The following is a 26,345-nucleotide window of genomic DNA, read 5'->3' as shown; positions in this document are numbered from 1 at the left end:
GAATCATCAGCGGTGTGGCTCTGCTTATTCAATTAAATAAAACGATAAGCAGATAAGAGGTAGTTTTCAGAAATAATCTGTTCGATTAATCTTTGACGGCTTTTTATTCGGGCGTTACGATTGCAGATTTCGTAGTGTGTTAAGCACTGTCAGTTGCAATGTCGTCGTGTGACCAGGTGTGTGGAGTGAACTTATTAATACGTAAGGCCAGATTTGTCTGGCTATTTTTGGCAGGTCTGATACTGAGTCTGCTACTCGGCTATGCTCAGCAAGCGTCATTTCCGGCGGTTGCTCAGGAATCGCAGACCGCAACGTTGACGGTTGAGAATGTTGCAACGGCCAGCTTTACCCCTCCAGGTGGGACTCTTCAAACCGTGACATCCAATACCACAACGTTTACGGCAGTGGTGGAAGAGTCCGGCTTGCAAATTGTTAAGACCGCTGATCGGTCTGCCGCTGAGCCAGGTGACGTTGTCGTATATCGACTGCTGATCCGCAACACTGGCACTGTTCCTATCAATAATGTGACAGTGGAAGACGAACTGCCGCTCGGCTTGCGCTACGTTGAGGGTTCGGCACGGGGAGCGATTGGTGTAGAGGGCAATTCAGCCGAATTTGCGATCGCAGATCCCACTGCCACTGGACGCACACTGCAATTTGTTACGAATCAAACGCTGCTGCCGGATCAATCGATCTCGATTGCCTATGCTGCTTTGCTAACGCCTGACGCGATTCGAGGATCGGGCCGCAACTTGGCAGTGGCATCGGGTACGACACCGAACGGTCAGACCATCACCAGTAATACCGCCAGCCATCGCGTCTTCATTCGCCCCGGCATTTTGTCGGACTGCGGCACGATTGTGGGTCGGGTGTTTGTGGATAAGAACTTTGACGGACAGCAGCAGCCTGGTGAGGCGGGTGTGCCAAATGCGGTCATCTTTATGGACGATGGCAACCGGATTGTCACCGATGCCGACGGTCTGTTCTCGCTGGCTAACGTGATTGCCGGAAATCGCTCCGGCACATTGGATCTGACAAGCTTACCGGGATACACGCTGGCTCCAAATCTCTACTGGATTGAAGGCAATAGCCAGTCCCGTCTTGTTCGACTTCAGCCGGGTGGTTTGGCCCGGATGAACTTTGCCGTCACGCCTGCGTATGGGGAAGGACAGCAATAATGCGATATCTCATGAATGTCAAGTTAGGACTCTGGTTGCTCTCGTCAATCCTGGCGATCTTTGGCTCCCTCTCGGCGGCTTCTGCGCAGGAGGTGGCATCCGGCTCCGCTGAACCGCCTCGGCTGTCGGACTGGAAAAACGAGGCGGAGGCGTCGAATACGGCAGAGGATCTGTTGCGATCGCGCCAGATCACGCCCAGTGAGCCGCTGCCTGCGGAGGCAACCTTCAGCACCACAACTGAAGAATTGGGCTTTGATCCGGCTGAGGAGGAGGGATTTCATCTATCAACCACAGATGAGGTTGAACCCCAAACAGCTCAGCCAGTACTAGTTCCCCATCCGGCGACCAATCTCTTTGATCAGGAAACAGGCGGACGGGTGCTGTTTCCCGTGGGCGAACAGGCGACTCCCGCCAATCGGCAGCGGGATATCACAGGCAGCTCGACTGGAACTGGCATCGGCAACAGCACTAGCAATAACGATCTGTTCGAAGCGCCGTTCAACAATGCATTACCCGGTTCCTCTGATCCGTGGGGAGCGGGAGTGGATGAGATTACCGGGGAGCGCTTCCGACGGCCCGATGCGGGTGTCTCCGAACCAACGGCTTATGAGGGACTATTTGACTTACCGGATAATCCAGTCCTGCCAGCACCTGCGGCTCCTGGTGGGGAAGATAAAGGATTTCGCATCGAAGTTTATCCAATCGGGTTGGGTCGTGCGATCGCAAATGGCCGTTCTCTAGTTGAACTGGAAGGGATAGTGCTTGGCCCGGACGGGTCGCTGGTCTTAGAACCCGTGATCGTCACGCTGACGGCAACGGCAGGTGAATTTCCGGGAGCCGACCAGGAACCGGATCGACCGGGCTTCCAGGTGGTGGCGCGGCAGGGTCGCTTTGTGGCGGGTTTGCAGTCAAGTCTAGACGCGCAGCAGGTGCGGGTGCGAGCTGCGATCGCGCGCAATGATTTGCTGGACGCGCTGGAGTTAGACGAAGAGGAATTCCGCGAGCTGTATGAAGACGATCGCTTCAGTACGGGGCTGTATGAGAATGAGTACGCTACGCCGACAGCGGTTGCGCCGGGATTAGAAGCGTTTACGCAGGTTGAGTTTGTCACCGAGCTGCGGCCTACGCTGCTAGCGGGTACGGTCAACCTGCGGATTGGTGAAGCGGGTACGGACTACTGGGGCAGCTTCCGCGAGTTTCTCAATCCGGATGAACTGGATGATGGCGTCGCGTTTGACCTGTCCTCTGCCGTTTTTGGCATTGGCTCCATTGGCGAATGGCAGTTCCTGGCCGCCTACAACAGCGAGCGGACGCTGAACGAAACCTGCGACGGTGGCGATCGGCTGTTCCGCGATACTCAGTTCTGTGAAGATCAGTATCCGGTCTATGGCGACAGCTCAACCGTGGATACGCTGACGCCATCCCAGGACAGCTTGTTTATCCGCTTCCAGCGGGATTCGCTTACTCCTGGGGCCGAGCCGGACTTCTTCATGTGGGGCGACTACGGCACCAGCGAGTTTTCCCGCGCCTCACAGTTGTTCACGGCTACGAGTCGGAATCTGCACGGCTTCAAGGCTAACTACAGTCTGGGCAATCTCCAGCTTACGGCGCTATACGCTGACAACGTAGACGGATTCCAGCGGGACACGATTCCACCCGATGGCACCAGCGGTTACTACTTTGTCTCGCGCCGACTGGTGATTCCGGGCAGTGAACAGGTCTTTATTGAGTTTGAGGAACTGGGCCGTCCCGGCGTAGTGGTGGAGCGGGAACGACTCCAGCGGGGGCCAGATTACGAAATTGACTATGACCGGGGCGCAATTATGTTCCGGGATCCCATTCAAGCCACCGAGTTTGACATTTTTGGTAACTCCCTGGTGCGCCGAATTGTTGTCACCTACCAGTATGAAGGCGGCGGCGGCGGCGACTCCGACCTGATAGCGGGCCGCCTTCAGTACAACCTGGCCTATGGGTTTGACCGACCGAGCTGGGTGGGCGTCAGCTACTTAAATGAAGACCAAGGCGATCAGGACTTTGAGCTGTTTGGCTTCGACTTCCTGCTGCCGATTGGTGATGTAGCCTTCATCGAAGGGGAATATGCCCACTCTGACCACACCTCACTGACGTTTGGCGATGTTTCTGGCAATGCCTATCGTCTAGAGGCCAGCGCTAATTTCAATGAGGTCATTGCCCTGCGCGCCTACTATCGGACGGTGGATGAAACCTTTGCTAACGATTCCACGTTCAGCTTTACGCCGGGGCAAACCCGGATCGGTGGAGCGCTGTCAGCAGCGGTTACGTCCACCACACGGGTCAATCTCCAGTACGACTTCGAGGAAAATTTCGGCATTGCACCGCTGGTAATTACGGATTTAGACACGCTGCTCAATCCGGGCTTACAGCCAATCCCCGGTTCAGCGGTTGACAATACGCTGAGTACCTTCCGAGTTGGGGTTCAGCAGGAAATTGGTCGAGCCATCTTCAACTTGAGCTATGTGGATCGCGATCGCAATGATCGCATCGCACCCGAATCCGCACTGGATACCAGTTCTAGTCAGCTCGTTTCTCAGTTAACGGTGCCGCTGGCGGAACGACTAACGTTCCAGGCGCTGAATGCACTCAGCCTTAGCGATGGCGAAGACCCACTGTACCCCGATCGCACCGCTTTGGGCTTAAACTGGGCGGCATTCCCCGGCGTCAATCTGCGGTTAACGCAGCAGTTCCTCTACGGCGATTCGTTTGATGATACGTCAATCACCAGCTTAGATACCGTAATTGAGCAGGAGCTGGATGAAAATACGACACTGCGCAATCGCTACTCAATTATTGGTGGTATCAACGGCATTCGCGCTCAGTCTGCTTTGGGGCTGAATCACGCCTGGGTGGTTGCTCCGGGCCTGCGCCTGAATCTGGGCTATGAGCGAATTAGCGGTGATATTTTTGCCGACACGGCTGTGGGGCAGCAGTATCGACAGCCTTATACTGTGGCGCAAAGCTCTGGCGTCTTAGGGCTTCAGGAGGCGGACAGCTACAGCATCGGCCTTGACTATACTGATGACCCAGATTTCAAAGCCAGTGCGCGGTTTGAGCATCGGGACTCGGAAGCGGGCGACAATACGGTCTGGTATGCGGCGGCAGCGGGACGCTTGACGCCGGAGCTGACGGTGCTGGCTCGCTATCAACAGTCCAATTTCTCGAACCAAATTCTGACCGGACTGCTGAGCGATACGTCCACGCTGCGGGTCGGTCTGGCTTACCGCGATCCGGACAGTGACGCATTCAACGCTCTACTGCGCTACGACTATCGGCGCAATCCGGGTACCACACCTGATTCGATTCTGGTGGATTCCGGTCGCGGTTCAGAGGATCACACCTTCGGGCTAGAGGCCATCTATGCACCGACCTGGCGCTGGGAGTTCTATGGCAAGTATGCCCTGCGCTACACCAACTCGTTTATCGCCGATGATTTGACGGTTTCCAATGCGATTCACCTGGCGCAGGGCCGGGTGGCCTATCGCCTGGGCTATCGCTGGGATGTAGCGGGCGACGTGCGCTGGATTGGTCAAACCGATTCGGGCTTCAACGAAACCGGATTTGCGCTAGAGCTGGGCTACTATGTGACGCCGGATCTACGGCTGGGCGTTGGCTATAGCTTTGGTGCAGTCGATGATGATGGCTTTGAAGGCTATCGCTCCGATGGTGGGCCATATCTGGCGGTCAATCTGAAGGTGAATGAGCTGCTCCAGCGCTTTGGTGCACCGGATATTTCACCGGAACAGCTTCAGGAAACAGTGATTGAAGCCGACGCAGGCGTGGCGGATGAGGATGAAGCCGATGTCTCAGCCGAGGCAGAGCCTACTGATGTTAGTTCATCGACGGCTGGTTCGGCGGCTGATGCCCTGGCGTTTGCGTCTCATTCGGGACTAGAAGCTGATTTGGAGTCAAAGCAGGCACTCAAACTTGGGCTAGGGGAGGAGTAAAGGATCAGCATGAACTCAAAGGCATCGATATCGAAGCGCAAAGTTAGCATTCATTCCCTAGGCTGGGCCGTTGTACCCACTCTGCTGCTGACCGCCAGTCCGACGCTGAGTCAGGCTGATGCGGAGTCTGACTCCGTTGCAGTCGAAACCGTTCCGGTGCAGGCAATTGTCAACAGCGATCAGGATACGGTAACCCCCGATAGCGGTTTGACGCTACGTGAAGCAATTCTCCTGGCCAACGGTGAACTTGCGATCGCAGATCTGAGTCCCGCCGAACAGGCCCAAGTTGAAGCATTAGCTCCCAGCGCTACTTCGCAGATTGGCTTTAATTTACCTACCGATCAAACCGTCATTCAGCTTCAGGAAATGCTGCCGCCGTTAGCCTCGCCTGGACTCGTACTGGATGGTACAACGCAAGCGGGGTATGACGCCGAGACCTCTGCGATCGCAGAAGTGGATATGCCGATTCCACTAGTCAGCATCACGCCTGCGGCAGGTCAGGAGGTACTGCGGGGGTTAACGATTGTGACCGATGGCGTCACAGTTAGAGGATTGAGCCTCTACGGCTTCACCTCCACAATTGGCCGCACTGCGACTACGCCACCCGCTGATATCTTCATCGCTCACCCCGATCCCCCACCGGATACCCGTGATCAGCAGCCTCCGGCCCGGTCGTTTGCGTTCATTAATGAGCGAGACATCCCGCCCCAGGACGTCACCATTGAAAATAACTGGCTGGGCATTATGGCCGATGGTGATTTCCCAGCCCAACCGTCTTCGTTTGGTGTTTACGTCTTCAATAGCCAGGGCGCGACGATCCGCAATAACTTTATCGCCAACCACGAAGGCAGCGGCATTATTACCTCGGTACGGGCACAAAATTTAGAGGTAATCAATAACGCCATTGTCGGCAACGGCATTGCCGGAATGCCCGACGGCATTCGCTTGGAAGGCGACATCAGCGACTCGCTGATTCAGGGCAACGTGATTTGCGGCAGCGATGGCAGCGGTATCTATGCCTTCAAGCCTGATGGTTCCGTGGAGATTCGCGAAAACGACATCAAGTACAACGGTCGCCGCCTGCGTCGCGCTGCCGTATATCTGATGGGCGACAACCACCAGGTTTTAAACAATGCGATTACCTATCAGACAGGTTCCGGAGTTGCGATCGCAGCCTACCCGCCCAGCATCGGCAACGTCATTCAGGGCAACCAGTTCCTCGGCAACGAAGGGCTGAGTATTGACCTGGTCATGTTTAACGCCACGGGTGTGCAGGAATACGCCTGGGGCGACGGCCCCAATCCGCCGCGTAATTCGGTAAACCGCCGCCAGGACACAGGCAATGCCGCTATCAATTCGCCTCAGCTACAGCTCGATGAGGCAGCGGCAGCAGGTGGCTTAGTGACGCTGCAAGGGGAAGCCGCACCGGATGCCGATGTCGTGATTTACCGCGTTGCGCCTGCCTTTGATCCACCGACTAACCGCTTTCCCGGCTATGGCGATCTGCTAGAGCCAATTGCATCTGTAAAAGCTGATGCTGATGGTTTATTTTCCACTACAGCGGAACTGGAACCAGGCGATCTGATTAGTGCGATCGCAACCCTGCCCGAATATGGCACCTCAGAACCCTCGCCCTTTGTCGCCATCGGCAATGTGGGGACTCCTGTTCCAGCGACGCCCGAGATTCCTCAGTGCGTCACAGCCCCTGAGCCTGAGCCAGAACCACCCCCGGCTCCCGAACCGCTGGTGCTCAACGTGCCGCGCAATGTCCACTTTGCCCTCGATCAAGCCACTCTCAGTCCGGAAAGCCAGGCCGTGCTGGACGAAATTGCAGCAGTCCTGCTGGAATATCCGTTTATTACGGTTGAACTGCAAGGCCACACCGATCCGCGAGCCAGCTATCAGTACAACTTGGATCTCTCCAACCGACGCGCTCTGGCTGTGCGTAATTACCTCCTGTCCCAAGGCGTCGCCAACGAGCGGATGACAATTCGCGCCCTCAGTGAATCTCAGCGCGCCACTACGGGTGATAGCGTGGTTGATTACGCTCGCGATCGCAGAGTCGAAGTCATCTTCCGCGACCTGCGCGGCCTCGATATTGTCTTTGAGCGCCAAGAAGGCGACCTGCAAATTGAAGGTCAATAGAGTTGCGCGTACTAGCACTTTATTTCGCTGTTCTCTGAAGTCTCAAGTCTCTAGTTTCTAAATCTGAATTGGATTGAACTCATGGGTTTGCCATTCCGAACGTCACAACTCGCATCTATTGCGTCACAGCCGTCTTCGACCCGCCAGCCTAGCTCACTCTCATTACACAAGACGACGAGCCGTTCTGGTCGATTTAGCTGGTCGCGCTTTCTACGCAGTCTTGTACTCGTTGTGATTTTTGCGATCGCAACGTTTGGCTATGCACCTCCATCCCGTGCTCAGGCTACGGCTCCATTTAACTGTGATGGAACGTTATACATTACGAACGCTCCGACCGATCAAGATCCAACTCGTTTAGATTTTTTAGATACTAGCGGCGATTTTGACATCGATCCCGTTTTGAATCAAACGCCACCTTCATTTACTTATAACGCAGCTGGTTTCCGTCCCCAAGATGGCTTTATCTATGCCATTCGCCCCAATAACCGGGGCCTTCCCGCCCCTGCTGCTGCTACACAACCTCGCTCAACCATCTATCGAATTGATAGTACAGGTGCAGTAACCTCACTAGGCGTACCACCAGGCATTACTAATGCCGATTATTTTGCTGGGGATGTTGGACCAAACGGTACGCTTTACGTCTATGCTCCGGTTCAGATCACAGCAGGCAGTGCACCATCAGGATTATTAACAGAAATAGATGTAACGACAGCTCCGCCAACTGTAATCGACTCTTTTACGGTTCAACGTACGGATAACAGCAATGTCCCAGAATTATTCGATGTTGCCTTTAACCCTGAAGATGGTCAACTTTATGGTTTTGATCGGCAAGAAGGCGATATTGTCCGAATTGATGTCAATACTCCGATAGCTCCTGGCGTACTTGGTGCAGTGCCACTTGCCGCAACTGGTAATGCCCCCGGTACAGAAATTGTTGGAGGAACATTTTTTGATGCCTTCGGACGGATATTTCTCTATGCAAATAATGGCCAGCTCTACAGAGGGCAAGTTGAGCCTGGCAACAACTTCATTCAATTTGAATTACTTTCTAGTCCACCAGGGGTCGGCAATAACGATGGTGCATCTTGTCCTTATGCCCCTCTAGTTGAGAAAACAGCATCCAGTACCGTTGTACAAGCTGGAGACATTGTCACTTATACATACAGCTTTACAAACTCTAATTTTGTTGACTTACAGAACGTCACATTCACTGATACGCTGCTGACAAATGGTGCGACAGACGGTCGGACATTCGTTCCAGGATCGCTGCAAACTATCAGCGGCAATATCTTAAATGGCACAACGACAAACAACTATGGTGTGGGTGCCGATGCCAATAATCTTGTGATTAACGGCATTACTTTATCTCCTGGCACAACAGGTGCGTTTTCGGTAGATGTGCAAATTGCTCCTGGCACACCAGCAGGTACCTTCGAAAATCAAGCTGTTGTTGAAACAACAACGGCTACTATCATTCCGCCTGGTGGTGGCCCACCGACGCAAATCAATCCTCGCATCGTAGCCCGAACCGATAATCCGAACACACCCGATAATTTTCCAGACCCCACCCCAATTGACACAACACCCTCTGCAACGGGGGCAATCGGTATTGCCAAACGGGCTGGTCAACCTGCGGTTAACAGCGACGGTACGATTGATATTCAGTACTCGCTGATCGTTGAGAACTTGGGATCAGTCACAGTCAACAATGTCCAAATTACGGAAGACTTTACCCAAGAAACCTTTATCTCTCCAGCCACGTTTGAGATTAGTCAGTCTCCTCGAAGTGTGGATGGATTAACTCCGAATCCGAATTTTGCTGGAACACCGGCTAATCCAAACCTGCTGCAAGGTAATGACTCATTAGCCCCTGGAGAGATTGGTTCTGTTTTCTTCATTGTGCGGGTCACACCCAATGGTAATTATGGCCCCTACAACAATACTGCGATCGCAACTGGCACCGATCCGAGTGGTAATCCAGTTACCGATCAATCAAACGATGGACAAGAGCCAGACCCCAATAACAACGGTAATCCTGGCGATCCAAATGAGAATACACCGACCGTTGTTACGCCACAGATTGCAGACTTAGCAGTTGAAAAAGGAGTCGACAATCCAGATCCCAACATTGGCGATACGATTACCTACACCATTACCCTGCGTAACTTGGGGCCAAGTGATACAACCAACGTCACGGTTCAAGAAGACCTGCCCGCTGGTTTTACGGCAACCGCTCCGGCGGGGACAACCTACAATGCAGCAACGGGAGTATGGTCTGTTCCAGATCTAGATGCAGGTCAGTTTGTTGTCCTAACCCTCCAGGGAACCTTCGACGGTACGCCGTTTGAAAATGTCGCTGAAATTACAGGTTCGAGTGTGCCTGACCCGAATCTAGCCAACAACATATCAAGGGTTCAAGTTCCATCTGTAACCGCAGATTTATCGTTGGAAAAAACGCTAGTTGACACCGACGAAATTGCAGTTGGCGATGTGATTACCTTTGAGATTGAGCTGACTAACAGTGGCCCTGATACGGCAACTAATATTCAAATTGCCGATGATTTTCCAGATGGATTTGAGTTTGTCGAAGCTCGACCAGCGACAGGAACCTACGATGAAACAACCAATATCTGGTCAATTGCCAGTTTGGCTAGCGGAGAAAGCACCTCTCTACTATTAACTGGGCGACTCACGGCTGATTCTGTCACCAACGTGGCCGAAGTTTCGAGTGTTGACCAAACGGATCCGGATTCGACACCGAACAACCGCGATCCGAATGAGGATGATTACGGCACGATTACCGTCAGTATTTCGCCTGATTTGATTTTGCAGAAGCGAATTACAGCGCTGGTTCAAGATGGGGCGGTAACTCGCTTTACTCAACCCGTCGCTAATCCGGTGCGGCCTGGATTTGTGGGTGAGGTGTCGTTACCTCCATCGGCTCAGGTCACTAGTCAAGACGTGGTGGAATACACCATCTATTACTTAGCGAGTGGCACAACGGCCAATAATGTCCAGATTTGTGACGCCATTCCCGTTGGAACCTCCTATGTTGCTAACACTCTGTCAACCGCATCGGGGACTGCAAATCCCACTCAGCTCAGCGATGCTAATGATGGAGATGGAGGACAGTTTTTGCCTGAGTTAACGCCTGCACCTCAGCCTTGTGCAAATAGCATGAATCCCAATGGTTCGGTACTAGTTAATGTCGGTAATATTCCAGCCGGACAATCTGGGTTTATTCGGTTTAGCAGCCAAGTTGATTAAGTTCAGCAGCTAAACACCACAAAAGGGGAGCACCAAGTGCTCCCCTTTTGTGATCGATCTAATCATGCCATCGCCATAATTTTTTGGGTCATCTGGTCGAGGCATCAGCTCAGCAGTTTTGGGTGCGGATCTGTTTCAGCAAGTCATAAAACGGCTGCCAGTTGTCGTCTACCGCAATCGGTTCCCAAACCGCTTCAATTTCTGGACGAACTAAAACAGTCATTGGATTATGACGTTCGAGTCGCTGTGCTACTTCATCCATTTCATCATTTGTAAGATGGGCGAGACAGTGCTGATAGAGCAAACGCCACTGGTCGAGGCATTGAGCCGCCGCTGGATCAGACTGTTCCATCACAGCAGGGAAGATCGACTGTGCATCCTCGCGCCACTGGGGCAAAAACTGCTGACGGAGCTGAGCAAAAAACTCGTGGTAGCCCACTTCCGTTTCACTTAGCAGCCGCAGTGTCGATTCGAGCAGTTCATCGGCCATTTCAATCGGCAGATGGTCGTAGCCCAAGTCACCAAAGCCTAGACGGTTCAGCATTCGCTGTTGGTAGGTGGCGCGATATCGATCCTCGTAACCTTCCAGTCCAGCCTCTAGATTGGCAGCTGGAATCACCATTTTGAGCGGGATTTGCAGCTTCTCCAGGTTCCAGCGGCACATCAGCGGCTGATTGCCGTAGCGATAGCGCCCCATGTAGTCAAAATAAGCCGCAGTAAAGCGCGGGTCATAGGTATTAATAAACGCATAGGGGCCGTAGTCAAAGCTTTCGCCCGTAATGGACATATTGTCTGTGTTTAGCACCGCATGGCAAAAGCCAACGGACATCCACTGTGCGACTAAGTCGGCCATTCGCTCAACCAGTTCAGCGTAAAAGCGGGCATAGCAATCTGGATCGCCCAGTAAATGAGGATAGTACTGCTCAATTACGTGGTCGAGCAGAATTTGCACCAGGTCTTTGCGCCCGTAGTAGTGCAACCGCTCAAATGTGCCAAAGCGGATGTGCGATCGCGAAAATCGCACCATAACCGAAGACCGGGTTGGCGAGGGTTCATCGCCACGCCAGAGGGATTCGCCCGTTTCGATCAAACTTAAACAGCGGGAGGTGCGTACGCCTTGATAGTGCAGCGCTTCGGCGGCCAGAACTTCCCGCACGCCACCTTTCAGCGTCAAGCGGCCATCGGCAGTCCGCGAGTAAGGTGTGCGCCCGGAACCCTTGGTGCCAAAGTCATACAGCTCGCCATCAACGCCGCGCACTTGACCATAAATGAAGCCTCGACCGTCGCCCAGGAATGGGTTATATTCGCCAAACTGGTGGCCGTGATAGCGCAGCGCGAGAAAAGGACGAATCGCTTCGAATTTGCCAAACGCGCCGATAAAATGCTCGTCTTTTACCTGCTGCGGATCGAGACCAATTTGCGACAGCAGGTCATCATTGCGAAAGCGGAGCTGATGCTGCGGAAATTCTGCCGCGTCAACGATGTCATAGTAGTCATCGCCGAGAATTTCGAGCGCGGGTTCGTAGTCAAGCTGATGCAGAAAGGGATTGTGAGTCATAGGGTTGTGTTTGGATGTCAGTCTTGGGTAGGGGCAGGTTTTGACGAATCGTTTCGATTGAGTTGCAAAATTGAATAGCTAAACCTGCCCCTACAGGTGCGATCGCATTCCATCAATCGCATTCCATCAACCGCATCACATCAATCGCATTTAATAGACTTTAATTGGAAATAAAGTTTTTGGGATTGGAAATTGTTTTGTAGCGCGGCGAAGCCGCGCTACAAAACAATTTCCGATAAAGTCTAATAAAACAGCCCTACAGCCTACGACTGAGAGAGTCGCTGTACTGATTTACCACCAAGCAGTTGATCGGCTTCCATAAGCAGGGCGGGAATTTGGTCGGCGTGGGGGCTGCGGGCGAGGCAGTGACTGAGATCTAATTGGTGAACATTTTTAGCAGGTTGACCGGGAAACCAGTGGCCGCCATTGCCCAGCAGGTTGTAGCGCATCTGAGCGTACTCCGTCATGTCAAAGGCAAGGGCCAAATTTCGCAGCCAGAGAATGGCGGGAATATTGATGCCGTTGGGCGTATTTTCCGGATCGGGTAAACCTTGATGCCAACTGCGGAGCCAGTCGCGTCCCAAGGCTGCGATCGCAGTTTCTTCTAATCGTTCTAAAATCGGCGGCAATACCTGATCTACCTGATCTAAAAGCGGTACAGCCTTTAAGTGCTCATCAAAATCCGTGGGTCGCGCTGCGCCGACGCTGAGGGTGTGAACCTGGGGATGGCTGAGGCAGAACAGGTCGTTGAACACCATTGGGCTGAGCGGACGACAGAGATCCACTAGCTTTTGGGGCGGATTGTAGAGCTTGCCGCCTTTATCGGAAGGACTGATGATAAAGACGCCCATGTCGTGTTCGGTTGCGGCTGCGATCGCAGGCCAGTTGAACTGGTTGATGTAGTACCAGTGCAGATTCACGTAGTCGAACTGATCGCTGCGAATTGCATCCACAATCACCCACGTGGGGCCGTGGGTGGAAAAGCCAATGTGTCGTACTTTGCCCTCGGCCTGAAGCTGGCGGGCTATGTCGATGCAGCCGCCGGGACGCAGACTCCACTCTAGAATTTCATCCGTATTAATGCCGTGCAGTCCCAGGAGATCTACATAATCCAACCGCAAATTTTGCAGCGATTGCTCGAAGGTTTGGCGAAACTCTTTGGGATCAGGCTTAGGACTGACTTTGGTTTGAACGATGATTTGATCCCTGGGAAACTTGGGCAGAATTTGACCAAGCTGAACTTCAGATGTGCCGTAGCCACGGGCGGTTTCGATATGATTGATCCCGACCTCGAAAGCGCGGTGAATTGTCGCTTCTAAATTCTGCTGATTCTGCTTGGAAATCTGCCGACGGGGAACATCTTTCCATGAATGCTGGTAGCGCATCCCCCCACAGGAAAACACGGGCATCTGCAACTCCGTGCGGCCAAATCGTCGATACTGCATCATGAAGATTGGGTTCGTCTTTTAGGTTTCTTTACAGTGTAGACCGCAGACCCAATGCATTACCGAAAGTCGCATTCATCCAGACAAAAGCGATCGCACATGCGGACAGGAGAATCGGGGCGTCCCTGCATGGGGCACTGCTGATTGGTGCAGAAGAGGCAATCGGCCTGAATTGGACGCAGCAGCTGATGCGTGGCGTAGAGATAGATGTCTTGGTTGATATATCCCTGCGCTTCCAGTTCTGAAATGGAGTCGCTGATCAGAATGGCCGTATGAATGCCCAAGTGCTGACGGGCAGCGTTGATGTTGGCCAGCACTTGGCTAAAGCGCTGACTGCTGTCGTGAATCTTAATCAGCACCCGCTGCGGCTGATTTTGAAAGCAGGGCGGCGATTCCTGAGCAAAGTAATCCTGATACTGTAGCGTGTAGGTGCCGTCGGAGTAATGGCGGGTGCGAATGCGGCGGTGGAACAGGACATCCGGTTCTCCCAGGTCATCCAGCACATACCACCAGGATTTATGCCAAGCGGCTTCCGGTAAATGCAAAATCGTGGCAATTTGTTCATGGGAAAATCCGGATGCGGCCAGGATTGCTTCAACCTGCGATCGCACAATATTGCGGCCCAGTGTCTGCGTGGGCGACTGGCAGCGCGTCACCTGCTGGTAATCTACCGTGGAGCAGCAGGCCGCCTGAGCTGATGGAGCGGTATGTACCGTGTCAGCTAGAACGCAGTTGACTACGTCATAGTGCAGCACTCCGTCAATCACCTGGGCATGGGAAACAGGCACGCCTAGGGTGGCTCGAATATGTCCCACTCGATGCGCTGGAGCCACCTGCGGATAGCAATCGACAAACAGCGATCGCAACGTCGCCTCATCTGCGATCGCAAGTGCCAGCACGATCCGCTCTCGCAGCTCGGCGGCATCGACGGGCGACTCATCAATGGCAGACAGAGGGTGGGGCTGGCGTTGGGGCTGAGCAGTCCAAGATACCGGATAAACCATAAGCGCCTGATGCGTAGCGGTTGATTGCGGTGAATTGCAGTTGCGATCGCAAAATGAACTTGCTAATAGCGCAAGCCTTGCCTTCATCTTGCGGCAATCTCAGCGATTCGCGATGCGACTTGTGACAAAGCGTTGAATTCTCATACAAATCCTTGTAGCTCCACTGAGAGAATTTACAAACGTTCAAATAACACAACATAACTTTGCTTTAAATCGAGCCAAGGTGCAATCGCAATTTAGAATTTGATGCTGAGTTCTGATATTGGATTCTAATTCTGGACGTTGTAATTATTCATTTAAGTTGTGTTGACCTACGAAAATTCACAGGGATAGTTTTCCTATTGTTTGAAAATCATTGTTTTCAAAATGGTGAAATCACTTAGAAAATCACTGAACCGACATGCAATGACTTCGCAGTTTCGGCTTGCCCAATCTAAAACCTAGTGGTTTGCCAACGTTGTTTTGGTGGGTTTTGATGGTTGATATGTCGCGCTTTGCGCGACATATCAACCATCAAAACTGATTTAACACAGCACTAGTTGGTTTAGCAACCGAATTTTTTCCTGAGATAAATTAAGTCATCAACTTGAGTTTGGCTATATGTAAAGAATTACGTCATCAAGTTGAGACTTACGGAGGGTCGGGCAATCTGAAAATAGTCAGCAAGTAATCAAATTCAGTTTTGATTCATGAGTTGATTTAGTGCTCTTGCTCCCATAACAGGCTGAGCTAAACATCGTCTATTTTTTTAGTTTTGTAACACAGTTATTACCTCATCGCGGTTGGATTAAGCTTTGGAGTTGAGTTTATGCATACCCTGAATCATACAATTGAGCGCTCCGTCTTAGACGCAGATGGTCGCTATCTCAATGCTCAAGAACTTTACCCATTAGAGCAATATCTCAAGAGCTACAATCAGCGGCTAGAAACCTATGCCTTGCTAAGAGAAAAAAGCGATGCCTTAGTGTTACAAGCCCTGCGGAAATTAGCTCAAGTTTATCCAGAACTGATTCAAAAGCACGGCAAGCGCTGTAAATACGATATGGCAGAAGTGTTACGCTATGCAGCCCTGTCTGTGCTGAGAGATGACGAGATGTTTTTCAAGGAAGCAATGGTGTCTTGGTTAGATACCATCTTGGTTGCCCACCACAAACAGGAGCAGTGCATTAAAGCGTATCAGTATCTGGAAGATGCAATCGCAACTACGCTGCCGCCTACCGATGCCACCCTCGTTCGCCCCTATATCGAGGTTGTGCTGATGACCCTAAAGTCCCACGCTTAAGTTGTTAATTAGACGCAGTTTCAACAAGATTAGGAAGTTGAATATGAAGGAATATGATAATTCAATTACCTTAAATAATCGTTCATCCCGCGAAGAACGGGAATCTGCCCTGTACCAGATTTACACCCAAATCTTAGGCCGCCAACCCTATCAGTATGAGCGTAAAATTTTAGCCGATGCAGAAAAGGATTTCTTGCAGGGTAAAAGTAGCGTTAAGCGCTTCCTAAAATGCCTTGGCCACTCTGAAATTTATCTAGACTCTTACTATCACAATTCATCCAACCTCAAGTTTTTAGACTGGTGCTTTAAGCACTTTATGGGTCGCGCTCCTCAAGATGAACAAGAAGTTCAATACTACTGTGATATTCTGATGCGTTCAGGCGTTAAAGAACTCATTACTGTGCTGCTAGACTCAGAAGAATATCGGAAGGTATTTGGCAACTTTACGGTGCCTCACACATACGAACAAAGCCACTATGCTTCACCAAAAGCCTATTGGGAGACCAATATCTTGACCCACGAACATTTCAGTCAACGGGAGCGGGTCATTCCAACGATGTATTGGCATTCCCTGGGGCTCAACTGTGATGCGGGCGTTTGCCATCCAGAAGTCGATGGTGAATTTGCCCATACAAATCAATCGCCCAGTGCAGCTTCCGACGAGATGATGCCAGACGAGCTAATGGAATTTTTGAAGGCTTTAGGCCCCGCTCAAGCACGTCAGCTCATTGCCTCCATGACGCCAAAACAAAAGCAGGCGCTTTATCAGGCGATTCATTAATTTAGACTTAGTTAGATTCGGTATGGACAGTGTATTTTGTCACCGTGACTGGTGACAAAATACACTTTTTTGTTTTTCTACGAGCAGCATCGTACGGTGTAACGTGACACATGATGCCTCTTCTACATCTTCAGTTTCTACAGCAATCTTCAGTTGATTATGAACAGGCCGCCCCGCTGGGGTGGCCTGTTCATAATCAATTCAGTTCACTAGCTATTTAGTAGAGCTACAGATAGTTTGTCTTTGTGGTCTATCCTGCAGAAGGAAGCAAACCATACGTCTGATTCGTTTAGCACCCAAAGTTGAGTCCAGCAAATGTCCATTTCATCACGGATGCAGGCTGTTCAGTCACCGATTATTCCCATCGTAGGTGAGCTAATTCGCCAGCATCCCGGCACAATTTCACTGGGTCAGGGCGTCGTCTCCTACCCACCACCGCCGGAAAGCATTGTCATGCTGCAAAGCTTTGCCGCTAACCCCGCCAACCATATTTACAAAGCCGTCGAAGGGATTCCGCCACTGCTGGAGGTGATTCGCGCCAAACTGGAAACCGATAACGGCATGGTTCTGACCAACGACCAGCGCATTGTGGTGACCGCAGGCAGCAACATGGCGTTTATGAATGCGGTGCTGGCGATCGCATCTCCTGGTGATGAAATTATTCTGCAAACGCCCTACTACTTCAATCACGAAATGGCGATCGCAATTGCGGGTTGCCGAGCCGTCTGCGTACCAACCAATGAGCAGTACCAGTTGCAGCTAGATGCGATCGCACGGGCCATCACCCCTCAAACCCGCGCCATCATTACCATTTCGCCCAACAACCCGACGGGTGCTGTTTATCCAGCAGCCGACCTACAGGCCGTAAATGATCTCTGCCGCGATCGCGGACTGTATCATATCAGCGATGAAGCTTACGAATACTTCACTTACGATGGTGTAACCCACGTTTCGCCCGGTCGCTTTGCCGATAGCCAAGACTTTACGATCTCGCTGTTTAGCCTATCGAAAGCATACGGATTTGCCAGCTGGCGAATCGGCTACATGGTAATTCCGGCTCACCTGTTCGATGCGGTGAAGAAAATTCAGGACACGATTCTGATTTGTCCACCCGTTGTCTCGCAGTATGCTGCCTTGGGCGCTCTGAAGGTGGGACGGCAGTACTGTTGCGATCGCATTGCTCCTTTGAATGCAATCCGTCAGCAAATTCTTGCCTCGCTGCAACCGCTAGTGGAGCAAGGGATCTGTACAGTTGCTCCGGCTCAAGGTGCATTTTATCTATTTATTCGAGTTCATACTCAGTTGGACGCAATGGCACTAACCGAGTACCTAATTCGTGAACATCACGTCGCGGTCATTCCAGGAACAACCTTCGGCATGGATCACGGTTGCTACATCCGAGTCGCCTACGGCGCATTAGAGGCCAACACGCTACTGAGCGGATTAGATCGCCTGATCACCGGACTGAAGGGCGTCGCTTAATTTGAGTACAAAATTCAATAGACTTTATCGGAAATTGTTTTGTAGCGCGGCGGAGCCGCGCTACAAAACAATTTCCAACCCCAAAAACTTTATTTCCAATAAAGTCTAATATTTAACCCAGACGTCTAAACGTTTTCAGAGTTTTCCAACGTCCTAATCAATGTGACTACTGTTATAACAACTCAAGTTCACACATGAAGAGGGTTAAAATTATGTTAAGTATTTATGATTGTCGCCTTAATGTCATTGAGCATGCCGATTGCGCTGTTGGGTCTAGCAAGTTTCACATCATGGTTCATTAGCATGCTGGCAGGTGGCGGTAGTCCGTTCATCCTGATTCCACTCGTTAATTTTTGGTATGGAGCTGAGTCGGTTGCGCCCGTGATTACGACCGGGATGATGCTGGGCAACATGCAGCGAATCGGCATGTTCTGGCAGCATATTGATTGGACAGTGACTCGCTGGTACGCACCGGGAGCATTAGTTGGCGCGATTTTGGGAGCCTATGCGTTTACCAAAATCCAGCTCGAATGGATGCAGATTCTGTTGGGGATCGCGTTGTTACTGGTTGGCGTCAATCACTGGCTCCGACAGGCTAAACCACCCCTATCGGTGAAGGCGTGGCAATTTCTGCCAATTGGCTTTTTATATGCATTTGGCTCTGGCTTGGTGGGCAGCACTGGCCCAGTGATGAACCCGGTTTATCTTAACTATGGCTTGGTCAAGGAAGAGATGATCGCAACCAAGGCAGTCAATGTGGTGATGGTGCATGTGGTGAAGCTGATTACCTACTGGCTGCTGGGGGCGCTACATCCGATGTATTTGCTCTATGGCGTCGTAATTGGTGTGGCAGCATTTCCAGCCAATTGGTTAGGGAAGCTGATTCTAGAGCGCATGAGCGGGGATCAGTTTCAGCAGGTTGTGCTAACCTTTGTGGCTCTAAGCGGTGCCTTTATGGTTTGGAACCAGCGGCATTTGCTGTCATGGTTTTAGAGATTATGTTTTAGAGACTGTGTTTTCTTTAAATTTTGCTCCCATTCTTCGAGGAAAGTTTCTTTTATCCCGCTATCAGAAACACCTGCCTCTATCCATCCAATTTGGACATTATCTAATTCTAAGGCGACTGTAGATTTAGTTTTCAACTACAGTGTCGTTGAGTTCACTGTCAATAAAAAACAAGAATAACTGCTTTGGATGATCTGCGGGTAAAAACATAACTATTTGCGATCGCAAGTTCTACATAACGCCGCACTCCGCACTCCGCACTTTCTCCCTCAAAACTCACCCCCACCCCACCTTCCTCTCAGGAAAAACTTATTTGACAGAATTAGCATAACCTTAGCCATCGAAGTTCATCATTTAGATGAGCCTGTAACCGACCTCAACAGATAACCTCAAGCATAAGGGAGAAGATCATGGCGGTTGACTATGATTTGGTAATTATTGGCGGTGGGTCTGCCGGACTCGTCGTTGCCAGTGCCGCAGCTCAAATCAAGGCCAAAGTTGCCTTGGTGGAACGTGAGCGACTGGGTGGAGAATGCCTTTACTATGGCTGTGTTCCTAGTAAATCCCTGATTCATGCTGCTCGGACTGCCTATGATGTTCAACATGCCGATCGCTTTGGCGTGTACACTCAACCGCCTCGGATTGAGTTTGCTGAAGCCATTGGGCACGTGCAGAAGGTGATTCGCACGATTGAGGTGCATGATTCTTCCGAACGGTTCGAATCGCTTGGGGTTGAGGTAATTTTTGGTGAGGGGCAATTCTGCGATCGCAACACCTTTGAAGTCAATGGCCGCAAGTTAAAAGCCAGGGCGTTTGTGGTTGCCACCGGATCGCATCCGTTTTTGCCTGCCGTTGAAGGACTTCAGGAAGCGGGCTACATCACCAATAAAACCGTTTTCACCCGCACTGAGCAACCTGAATCCCTAGTCGTGATTGGTGCTGGCCCGATTGGTTGCGAGCTGGGACAGTCTTTTCAACGCTTAGGCACACAGGTGACGCTCATCTCCAGTCGCGCTTGTATCATGCCCAAAGAGGAACCTGAAGTCGCTGCTGTGGTTGAGAAACAGTTGGAAGCGGAAGGCATCCGGATTATTCGCAATGCCAAAGCAGAGCGCGTAGAGGTGATCGACGGTAAAAAACACATCTGGGCAGGTAAAGAGAACGTCATTGCTGACGACATTTTGCTAGCGGCAGGACAGGTGCCCAGCGTCAGCTCCCTCAATCTGCAAGCGGCTGAAGTCGAGGTCGGCAAGCAGAGCATCAAGGTGAATGAAAAGCTGCAATCGGTGACCAATCCCCGCATCTACGCCTGCGGTGACGTGATTGGCGGCTATCAGTTTACCCACGTCGCCTCCTACGAAGCAGCTATTGTGCTGAAAAATGCTCTATTCTTCCCGCTGACGAAAGCCAAGTACGAAGTGATCCCCTGGGCCACGTTTACTGATCCCGAACTGGCGCGGGTGGGCATGACTGAAAAGCAAGCTCGCGATCGCTATGGCGATGATATTTACGTGCTAAAGCAAAATTTTGCTGACGTGGATCGAGCGCAGGCCGAAGGCCAAACCGCCGGATTCGCTAAGTTCATCACCAAAGGCAACGGCGAAATTCTGGGTGCCCACATGGTCGGGCCATCGGCAGGCGAACTGATCCATGAGGTGGTGCTGGCCATGACCCAAGGACTGAAGGTTTCAGCGCTGACAGGTATGATTCACATCTATCCCACCCTGGCCGAAATCAACAGCAAAACCGCGCTGCAGCTTACCAAGCAAAAGTATGCCAAAAATACGCGACTACAGACGATCCTGACCAAGTTTTTCAACTTCCGGCGGTCGATTGGCGGCTAATTTGGCTGATAACAGTCGAGCAAAGCAGCTCCCCTACTCCCTTGCTCCCCTCATTCCTCACTTACCTCAGCGCGGCGCGATCGCAACTTCTATGTCAGTCCCCATCAAGTCAATCAGATACGGCAACAGTGATGCCTGGTCGCTGAGAACGGGAGCGAGTTGAAACGTAACTTGGGGATGACGCTGGGCTAGATCGTTGACTAAAGTTGCGATCGCATCCGTAATCCCGCCTGCAAAGAGGAAATAGGGCAAAATACCAATTCGGCGATGGCCTTGCTCAAGCAGTTGTTCGACTTGATGTGCCAACTGTGGGTCAACTGACCAGTAGGCGGGAGCGGCCTGGATTTGATCAGCGAGCTGCTCAATGGGCTGATTACCGCCCGGACGACGGCTCCCGTGGGAAAGCAGAATCCAAGCGTCCATTTCGGCATGCTGCTGGGTTGTCTGCAAAATCTGCACCAGTTCCGCATGGCTACCGAGATAGGGAGAGCAGTGGAGGGCAATATCCGCCGCTGGCGAATGCAGCAAAAGCTGCTGCGCCTGCTGGATTTCGGCGGGAATATCCTCCATGACATGGACACCCGGCAGCAAAAACAGCGGCAGCAGATTGAGTTGGGTATAGCCTTCGGCGCTGGCGAGATAGGCCATCTGTTCAATTTGACGATGCAGCGGTTCGTCGGCCAGTTCTAGCGTTGCGGCTCCAATCAGGGGAATGAACTCCTGATTGTCCTGCGGGGTATATGATGCGAGCTGGTGCTGCAACTGGGTAACTAACTGTGCGATCGCAGCATCGGGACGCGGATCGCGGCTACCGTGGGATACCAGCAGGTATGCAGAACGGTGGGAAGCGGGCATAAACATCAGGCTAGGAATGCGACAGCTTCTTTGAGCTTAGCGGTTTTGCTCCTCAATTCGGTAAATAATGAACTGTTGCAGAATGCCAACCGATTCAACGTGGTAGGCGGGTGGGGTTTCACCGATGAGAGCAATTAAATCGCTGGGAATAAACTCGTCAACAGATAAATCCGTTGTGTAGATACTGAACAGGCCAAAATTCTGCTGCTCCGTTTGCTGCTGGATGATCTGCCGCGCTGGCCCACGCCCGATTTCGACCAGCGATTCACACGAACTACTCAAAAAACCACCCAAATCTTGAGAAACATCGTCGCACAGCTCTTGCTTGGCGTAGATCATGAGCTGCTCGGTGGCAAAATTCTCATAGGCTTGCCGATTGGGATTGGTGATCGCCAAAACCCCTGCCAATCCGGCCAGGACGGCACCGCCTAGAATCAAACTATTCTTCAACCATTTGCTCATCTGTTTTTGTTACTCGTTCTGCAAGGTGCCGAATGGGTTCAGGTAGACTACACGTACGGGCTAGGCGTATGGAAGCTAAAGCGCGATCGCATGTTTCCTATCCTGCCTGGATTTAAACCCTAAAGGACGTTTTCCGTTGTGGCAATGCTTGAGGGGACAGAAATTCTGACAGGCTACCGGAGCAGTATAAAACCAATAATTGGCATAGCTGGAGAGCCAGTGCGATCGCAGGTGCGGATGGGTCAGCAAACTATTCTCAAAAATTTGCCAATATTTTTTGCACCAGATTCAATCTAAATGTTATATTCAAGATCGCAATACGGCGGCCGTCGCCAAGTGGTCAAGGCAGTGGTTTGTGGTACCACCATACGTGGGTTCGACTCCCATCGGCCGCCCTTCAATCTCGTCCAAATGTACAGTAGTTTGTACAGTGACACGTTATTCGTACTCGGGCTGTGTCGCGTACTCATTTTTCATCGTCAGCAGAATCGCAAGTTTCGCCTCATTCTGATTATCGAGTTGATCATCCGGCTCAGCGGGCAAAGCTGATTTGGTTGAGCATCGCCCTCGCTGCGATCGCGGCGTCTCTCACGCAAATTGGCTGGGGTCAGCCGATCGTCAACGGAGCGGGGCTTAGCCTGCTGCGAGAATTTTTTGCGGCGAGCCTGCATCCCGATCTGTCGGCTGAGTTTTTACAGACGATTCTGGGCGCAACAGTGACCACACTGGCCTATGCGCTGTGCGGTACGTTCTTAAGCGTCCTGCTGGGTTTGGTAGGTGGCCTGTTCTCGTCGGAACTGTGGTGGCAGGCGCTGCTGCCTGGTTCTGCCCAGTCCACGTCTCGATTCGCAACCCTGTGCTGGCGGCTGATCAGAGGTCTATTAGCGATCCCACGCGCCATTCACGAGCTGATCTGGGGCCTGTTTTTTGTGCAGATTTTTGGCCTCGATCCGCTGGTAGCCCTATGCGCGATCGCAGTTCCATTTGGCGCGATTTGTGCCAAAATTTTTGCCGAAATCATTGATGAAACGCCGCGTCAACCGTTTTTGAGCTTGGTGAACAGCGGTGCTGCCCCACTAGCGGTATTCTTGTACGGACTGGTTCCTCAAGCGTTGCCTAACTTACTGTCCTACTGCTTCTATCGCTTTGAATGCTCGATTCGCTCGGCGGCGGTTCTGGGCATCATCGGCGCAGGTGGACTGGGCTATGAAATCTTTCTCAGCCTCCAGTCGCTACGCTACGAACAGCTTTGGACAGGATTTTACGCGCTGATTGCCTTGACGGCCTTAGCCGATGGCTGGAGCGCAACGCTGCGTAAGCGAATGGGCTTCACCAGTCGGTTAGATCTCAATCAGCGCTCCAAATCGTCCCCAAAACCGTCCCGAAAACCGTTTCAGAACCCATCCCAGTCGCAACCATCTAGCCAATCAGAACCGACATGGGCTGTAGCCACGCCTCAACCCAAAACCGACTGGTTTGTGCGTGGGTCAATTATGGGAATTGTGATCGCAATTCCGGCCTGTTTTGCCTATCTGCAAATTGAATGGACTCGCCTCGTCTCCCCACGCACGGTGCAGCAGTTAGTCGAAATCATCCAAGCCGCTTTTCCACCGCAGCTAGACGCGAGTTGGGCTGGCCTGCTACAGCTTTCAGCGCAGACGCTCGCCATGTCGGTTTTGGCGATTACCCTAGCGGGAGTCGGCGGCATTTTGCTGTCTTTCCCAGCCGCCAATACGATCCTGCTCAAAAGTAGCTGGCTCGCTCCTACAGGGGGGCCTGCTCCCTATCCGATGGTCGGACGCGTGATTTGGCTCGCTAGTCGAGTGATTCTACTAGTCGCTCGCGGCATTCCGGCCCCAATTTGGGCCTTGGTTTGCCTCTTTGTCCTATTTCCTGGCATCCTGCCCGGTGCGATCGCACTAGGATTACATAATCTAGGCATTCTAGGCCGCTTAATGGCAGAAGTGAATGAAAACGCTGACGAAGCACCCGCCCGTGCCCTCCGAGCATTAGGCGCTTCTGGCTCTGCTGTTGTGCTATATAGCCTATTGCCCCAAAATCTGCCGCGCTTTTTAGCCTATATCCTGTACCGCTGGGAAGTGTGTATTCGAGCTACCGTCATTGTGGGTCTGGTCGGTGCAGGTGGATTAGGACGTCTGCTAACCGAACAAATCAGCAGCTTTGACTATGCCGGAGTGGTAACGACACTGGGCGTTTTTATTGTGCTGACGTTCGCTGTAGACTGGGTGAGCACATCAGCGCGGCGAGTGCTGAGGTAGAGTTTTGCAGGTCTATCGCTATTCTGGCAACGTCGCCACGCAGCGCGTTGAGCGCACTTCCATTGCATCAGACACGTAACAGACGCCGCCAAACTTATTTAGAAGCGGACGAATCTGCTCGATTACTGATCTGACCTGATTTTCAGCACAGAACGAGAGGATGTAGACATTGCTCAACGTCGTTGCGGCAAAATCAGAATCATCGGTCACTTCACCCCAGGCACTGCGTCCAACCACATCGCGAATGACGGAATAGCCAGGAACGCCTGCTTCATCGAGCTTATCGAGAATTTTGTGCATCTCCCGCGAAGAGACAATAATCTCAATTCGTTTAACTAAATGCATACTAAATGTCCTAATTTTATGTTTTGAAAGCTTATAGCTGAATCTGGAGTGAGATAACCTCACGTTTTATGACTGCGATCGCACCAATCACTCAGTATTCTGGCTCTGAGCGCACCAATTTAAATACGCTGGGAAAGCGGGTACCTAAACGGTCAATGCAGCACAAAGGGCAATTGCTAAAAACGTGGTCGTAGGAGTTAAATCGCGCTAGCTAACGTACATTAATCAGGATTTATTCAGACTTCAACTACTAGAGACCGTTATCCCTAATCTAGAAATGCTGACCTGATCTAGGTGGAGGACTTCATAATTTTCTACATTACTCAGCACTCAGCACTCCATCCTCAGCACTCCGTCCTCAGCACTTGCCAATATCAGCTCCAAATAAACTGAATCAGCTGAAAATAAATCGGAATGCCAATGATGATGTTGAACGGGAACGTGAGCGCGAGCGCCATCGAAATATAAAGGCTGGGATTGGCTTCGGGGACGGTTAAACGCATGGCGGCGGGGACGGCGATGTAGGATGCACTGGCGCAGAGAACAGCGAACAAGAGTGCGTCACCCACGGACATATGGATGAGAAATGCGATCGCAATGCCGATAGCGGCATTGAGCAGCGGCATCAGAATCGAGAAGCTGATCAAGAAGGTGCCACCTTTGCGCAGATCTTGAAACCGTCGGGCAGCGACCAGACCCATATCCAGCAAAAAGAAGGTGAGGATGCCGTAGAACATGTCGCCAGTAAACGGGCTGAGGCTCTCCCAGCCGCGCTCACCTGTTGCCAACCCAACCAGCAGACTGCCGACTAAGAGAAAGACGGAACCGTTGAGGAAGGATTCCCGCAGGACTTCCCCCCAGGAAAACTCTTCTTCAGACTCGTCATCCTCGGCCTTGTCTCGATTGATGAACACGCGCACCAGCAGTAAACCAACGATGATGGCGGGCGATTCCATCAGAGCTAGCGCGGCAACCATATGGCCGCCAAAATCAACGTTTAACCGTGACAAAAAGGTGCTGGCCGTGACAAACGTTACCGCGCTAATCGAGCCATAGGTAGCTGCGATCGCAGCCGCATTGTAGACATCGAGCCTCCAGCGCAGGATAAAAAACGAGTAAACGGGCACAATCGACGCGACCACCACTGCTGCAATTAGTGCGATCGCAATCTCTGGCGTGATTCCGCTTTCATGCAGTTCATGCCCCCCCTTAAAGCCAATTGCAAATAGTAAATACAGAGAAAATAGCTTGGGGATTGGCTGAGGAATTTCCAAATCAGACTTAACAGCAACCGCAACTAAGCCAATAAAAAAGAACAGAATCGGCGGATTAAAAATGTTGGACAGAATGAGGTTTGGGTTCATATATCAACACATAAACGAACATAAACGAGTAGCTCTTAACAGCAACCCAGTTCAGCGAAAAGACGGCCA

17 protein-coding genes and 1 tRNA gene are annotated in these 26,345 nt (G+C 51.7%); 11 read left to right on the top strand and 7 right to left on the bottom strand.

What is annotated here, in order from left to right; genetic code table 11:
* Positions 1–227: 227 nt before the first annotated feature.
* From AC286M_RS19815 to AC286M_RS19800, 4 genes are all read left to right on the top strand, one after another.
* On the top strand, positions 228–1,178 hold the full coding sequence (locus AC286M_RS19815) for a CLIPPER-2 domain-containing protein (protein WP_488206033.1): 951 nt from the start codon (positions 228–230) through the stop codon (positions 1,176–1,178).
* Entirely contained in the window at positions 1,178–5,158 is a 3,981-nt protein-coding gene (locus AC286M_RS19810) for a TonB-dependent receptor (RefSeq protein WP_488206032.1), read from the top strand. The genes AC286M_RS19815 and AC286M_RS19810 overlap by 1 nt, the downstream gene beginning before the upstream one ends.
* Before the next feature lie 9 nt (positions 5,159–5,167).
* Positions 5,168–7,303 carry an OmpA family protein gene (locus AC286M_RS19805; RefSeq protein ID WP_488206031.1) on the top strand — a complete coding sequence of 712 codons (2,136 nt, stop codon included), beginning with the start codon at positions 5,168–5,170 and terminating at the stop codon, positions 7,301–7,303.
* A gap of 81 nt (positions 7,304–7,384) precedes the next feature.
* Entirely contained in the window at positions 7,385–10,570 is a 3,186-nt protein-coding gene (locus AC286M_RS19800; protein WP_488206030.1) for a DUF6923 family protein, read from the top strand.
* Between the two features lie 109 nt (positions 10,571–10,679).
* On the opposite strand, the gene AC286M_RS19795 is transcribed toward AC286M_RS19800, so the two are convergent.
* The 3 genes from AC286M_RS19795 to AC286M_RS19785 all read right to left on the bottom strand — a co-directional run bounded on the left by AC286M_RS19795 (position 10,680) and on the right by AC286M_RS19785 (position 14,664).
* Positions 10,680–12,128 (bottom strand): protein adenylyltransferase SelO, encoded by a 1,449-nt coding sequence (locus tag AC286M_RS19795; protein WP_488206029.1) that lies wholly within the window; start codon positions 12,126–12,128, stop codon positions 10,680–10,682.
* 263 nt (positions 12,129–12,391) lie between these two features.
* Complete coding sequence (locus AC286M_RS19790) at positions 12,392–13,576, bottom strand: aldo/keto reductase (RefSeq protein WP_488206028.1); 1,185 nt, start codon at positions 13,574–13,576, stop codon at positions 12,392–12,394.
* A gap of 56 nt (positions 13,577–13,632) precedes the next feature.
* Positions 13,633–14,664 (bottom strand): hypothetical protein, encoded by a 1,032-nt coding sequence (locus AC286M_RS19785; protein ID WP_488206027.1) that lies wholly within the window; start codon positions 14,662–14,664, stop codon positions 13,633–13,635.
* Between the two features lie 721 nt (positions 14,665–15,385).
* Here AC286M_RS19785 and AC286M_RS19780 point away from each other — a divergent pair.
* The 5 genes from AC286M_RS19780 to AC286M_RS19760 all read left to right on the top strand — a co-directional run bounded on the left by AC286M_RS19780 (position 15,386) and on the right by AC286M_RS19760 (position 20,971).
* Positions 15,386–15,859, top strand: coding sequence for a bilin-binding protein (locus AC286M_RS19780; protein ID WP_488206026.1), 474 nt, complete (start codon positions 15,386–15,388; stop codon positions 15,857–15,859).
* 43 nt (positions 15,860–15,902) lie between these two features.
* Positions 15,903–16,640: a phycobilisome rod-core linker polypeptide gene (locus tag AC286M_RS19775; RefSeq protein WP_488206025.1), complete on the top strand. Its 738-nt coding sequence runs from the start codon at positions 15,903–15,905 to the stop codon at positions 16,638–16,640.
* A gap of 315 nt (positions 16,641–16,955) precedes the next feature.
* The gene (locus AC286M_RS19770) at positions 16,956–18,122 is read left to right on the top strand and encodes a pyridoxal phosphate-dependent aminotransferase (RefSeq protein WP_488206024.1); all 1,167 of its coding nucleotides are present in this window, start codon (positions 16,956–16,958) and stop codon (positions 18,120–18,122) included.
* 252 nt (positions 18,123–18,374) lie between these two features.
* Complete coding sequence (locus tag AC286M_RS19765; RefSeq protein ID WP_488206023.1) at positions 18,375–19,115, top strand: sulfite exporter TauE/SafE family protein; 741 nt, start codon at positions 18,375–18,377, stop codon at positions 19,113–19,115.
* Positions 19,116–19,537: 422 nt separating this feature from the next.
* Complete coding sequence (locus AC286M_RS19760; protein WP_488206022.1) at positions 19,538–20,971, top strand: dihydrolipoyl dehydrogenase family protein; 1,434 nt, start codon at positions 19,538–19,540, stop codon at positions 20,969–20,971.
* 66 nt (positions 20,972–21,037) lie between these two features.
* Here AC286M_RS19760 and AC286M_RS19755 read toward each other — a convergent pair whose 3' ends face one another.
* Together AC286M_RS19755 and AC286M_RS19750 are read right to left on the bottom strand one after the other, a co-directional pair.
* Positions 21,038–21,832, bottom strand: coding sequence for a sirohydrochlorin chelatase (locus AC286M_RS19755; RefSeq protein WP_488206021.1), 795 nt, complete (start codon positions 21,830–21,832; stop codon positions 21,038–21,040).
* Between the two features lie 30 nt (positions 21,833–21,862).
* On the bottom strand, positions 21,863–22,288 hold the full coding sequence (locus tag AC286M_RS19750) for a DUF4359 domain-containing protein (RefSeq protein ID WP_488206020.1): 426 nt from the start codon (positions 22,286–22,288) through the stop codon (positions 21,863–21,865).
* 322 nt (positions 22,289–22,610) lie between these two features.
* Here AC286M_RS19750 and AC286M_RS19745 point away from each other — a divergent pair.
* Both AC286M_RS19745 and AC286M_RS19740 read left to right on the top strand, forming a co-directional pair.
* Positions 22,611–22,683 (top strand) — tRNA-His (locus AC286M_RS19745).
* Positions 22,684–22,743: 60 nt separating this feature from the next.
* Positions 22,744–24,567, top strand: coding sequence for a PhnE/PtxC family ABC transporter permease (locus AC286M_RS19740; RefSeq protein ID WP_488206019.1), 1,824 nt, complete (start codon positions 22,744–22,746; stop codon positions 24,565–24,567).
* A gap of 18 nt (positions 24,568–24,585) precedes the next feature.
* On the opposite strand, the gene AC286M_RS19735 is transcribed toward AC286M_RS19740, so the two are convergent.
* Complete coding sequence (locus AC286M_RS19735; RefSeq protein ID WP_488206018.1) at positions 24,586–24,912, bottom strand: P-II family nitrogen regulator; 327 nt, start codon at positions 24,910–24,912, stop codon at positions 24,586–24,588.
* Between the two features lie 374 nt (positions 24,913–25,286).
* Complete coding sequence (locus AC286M_RS19730; RefSeq protein ID WP_488206017.1) at positions 25,287–26,276, bottom strand: sodium-dependent bicarbonate transport family permease; 990 nt, start codon at positions 26,274–26,276, stop codon at positions 25,287–25,289.
* Positions 26,277–26,345 lie beyond the last annotated feature (69 nt).

It is taken from the genome of Thainema salinarum CENA647 (genome assembly GCF_057732415.1).
The sequence above is the reverse complement of the archived record's forward strand: the minus strand, read 5'-3'. Positions and strand labels throughout refer to the sequence as shown.

What these genes read in the sequence shown, in the direction of transcription:
- AC286M_RS19810 (WP_488206032.1), top strand. Translation starts at nt 1,178, where the DNA reads ATGCGATATCTCATGAATGTCAAGTTAGGACTCTGGTTGCTCTCGTCA.
- AC286M_RS19805 (WP_488206031.1), top strand. Translation starts at nt 5,168, where the DNA reads ATGAACTCAAAGGCATCGATATCGAAGCGCAAAGTTAGCATTCATTCC.
- AC286M_RS19800 (WP_488206030.1), top strand. Translation starts at nt 7,385, where the DNA reads ATGGGTTTGCCATTCCGAACGTCACAACTCGCATCTATTGCGTCACAG.
- AC286M_RS19795 (WP_488206029.1), bottom strand. Translation starts at nt 12,128, where the DNA reads ATGACTCACAATCCCTTTCTGCATCAGCTTGACTACGAACCCGCGCTC.
- AC286M_RS19790 (WP_488206028.1), bottom strand. Translation starts at nt 13,576, where the DNA reads ATGATGCAGTATCGACGATTTGGCCGCACGGAGTTGCAGATGCCCGTG.
- AC286M_RS19785 (WP_488206027.1), bottom strand. Translation starts at nt 14,664, where the DNA reads ATGAAGGCAAGGCTTGCGCTATTAGCAAGTTCATTTTGCGATCGCAAC.
- AC286M_RS19780 (WP_488206026.1), top strand. Translation starts at nt 15,386, where the DNA reads ATGCATACCCTGAATCATACAATTGAGCGCTCCGTCTTAGACGCAGAT.
- AC286M_RS19775 (WP_488206025.1), top strand. Translation starts at nt 15,903, where the DNA reads ATGAAGGAATATGATAATTCAATTACCTTAAATAATCGTTCATCCCGC.
- AC286M_RS19770 (WP_488206024.1), top strand. Translation starts at nt 16,956, where the DNA reads ATGTCCATTTCATCACGGATGCAGGCTGTTCAGTCACCGATTATTCCC.
- AC286M_RS19765 (WP_488206023.1), top strand. Translation starts at nt 18,375, where the DNA reads ATGCCGATTGCGCTGTTGGGTCTAGCAAGTTTCACATCATGGTTCATT.
- AC286M_RS19760 (WP_488206022.1), top strand. Translation starts at nt 19,538, where the DNA reads ATGGCGGTTGACTATGATTTGGTAATTATTGGCGGTGGGTCTGCCGGA.
- AC286M_RS19755 (WP_488206021.1), bottom strand. Translation starts at nt 21,832, where the DNA reads ATGTTTATGCCCGCTTCCCACCGTTCTGCATACCTGCTGGTATCCCAC.
- AC286M_RS19750 (WP_488206020.1), bottom strand. Translation starts at nt 22,288, where the DNA reads ATGAGCAAATGGTTGAAGAATAGTTTGATTCTAGGCGGTGCCGTCCTG.
- AC286M_RS19735 (WP_488206018.1), bottom strand. Translation starts at nt 24,912, where the DNA reads ATGCATTTAGTTAAACGAATTGAGATTATTGTCTCTTCGCGGGAGATG.
- AC286M_RS19730 (WP_488206017.1), bottom strand. Translation starts at nt 26,276, where the DNA reads ATGAACCCAAACCTCATTCTGTCCAACATTTTTAATCCGCCGATTCTG.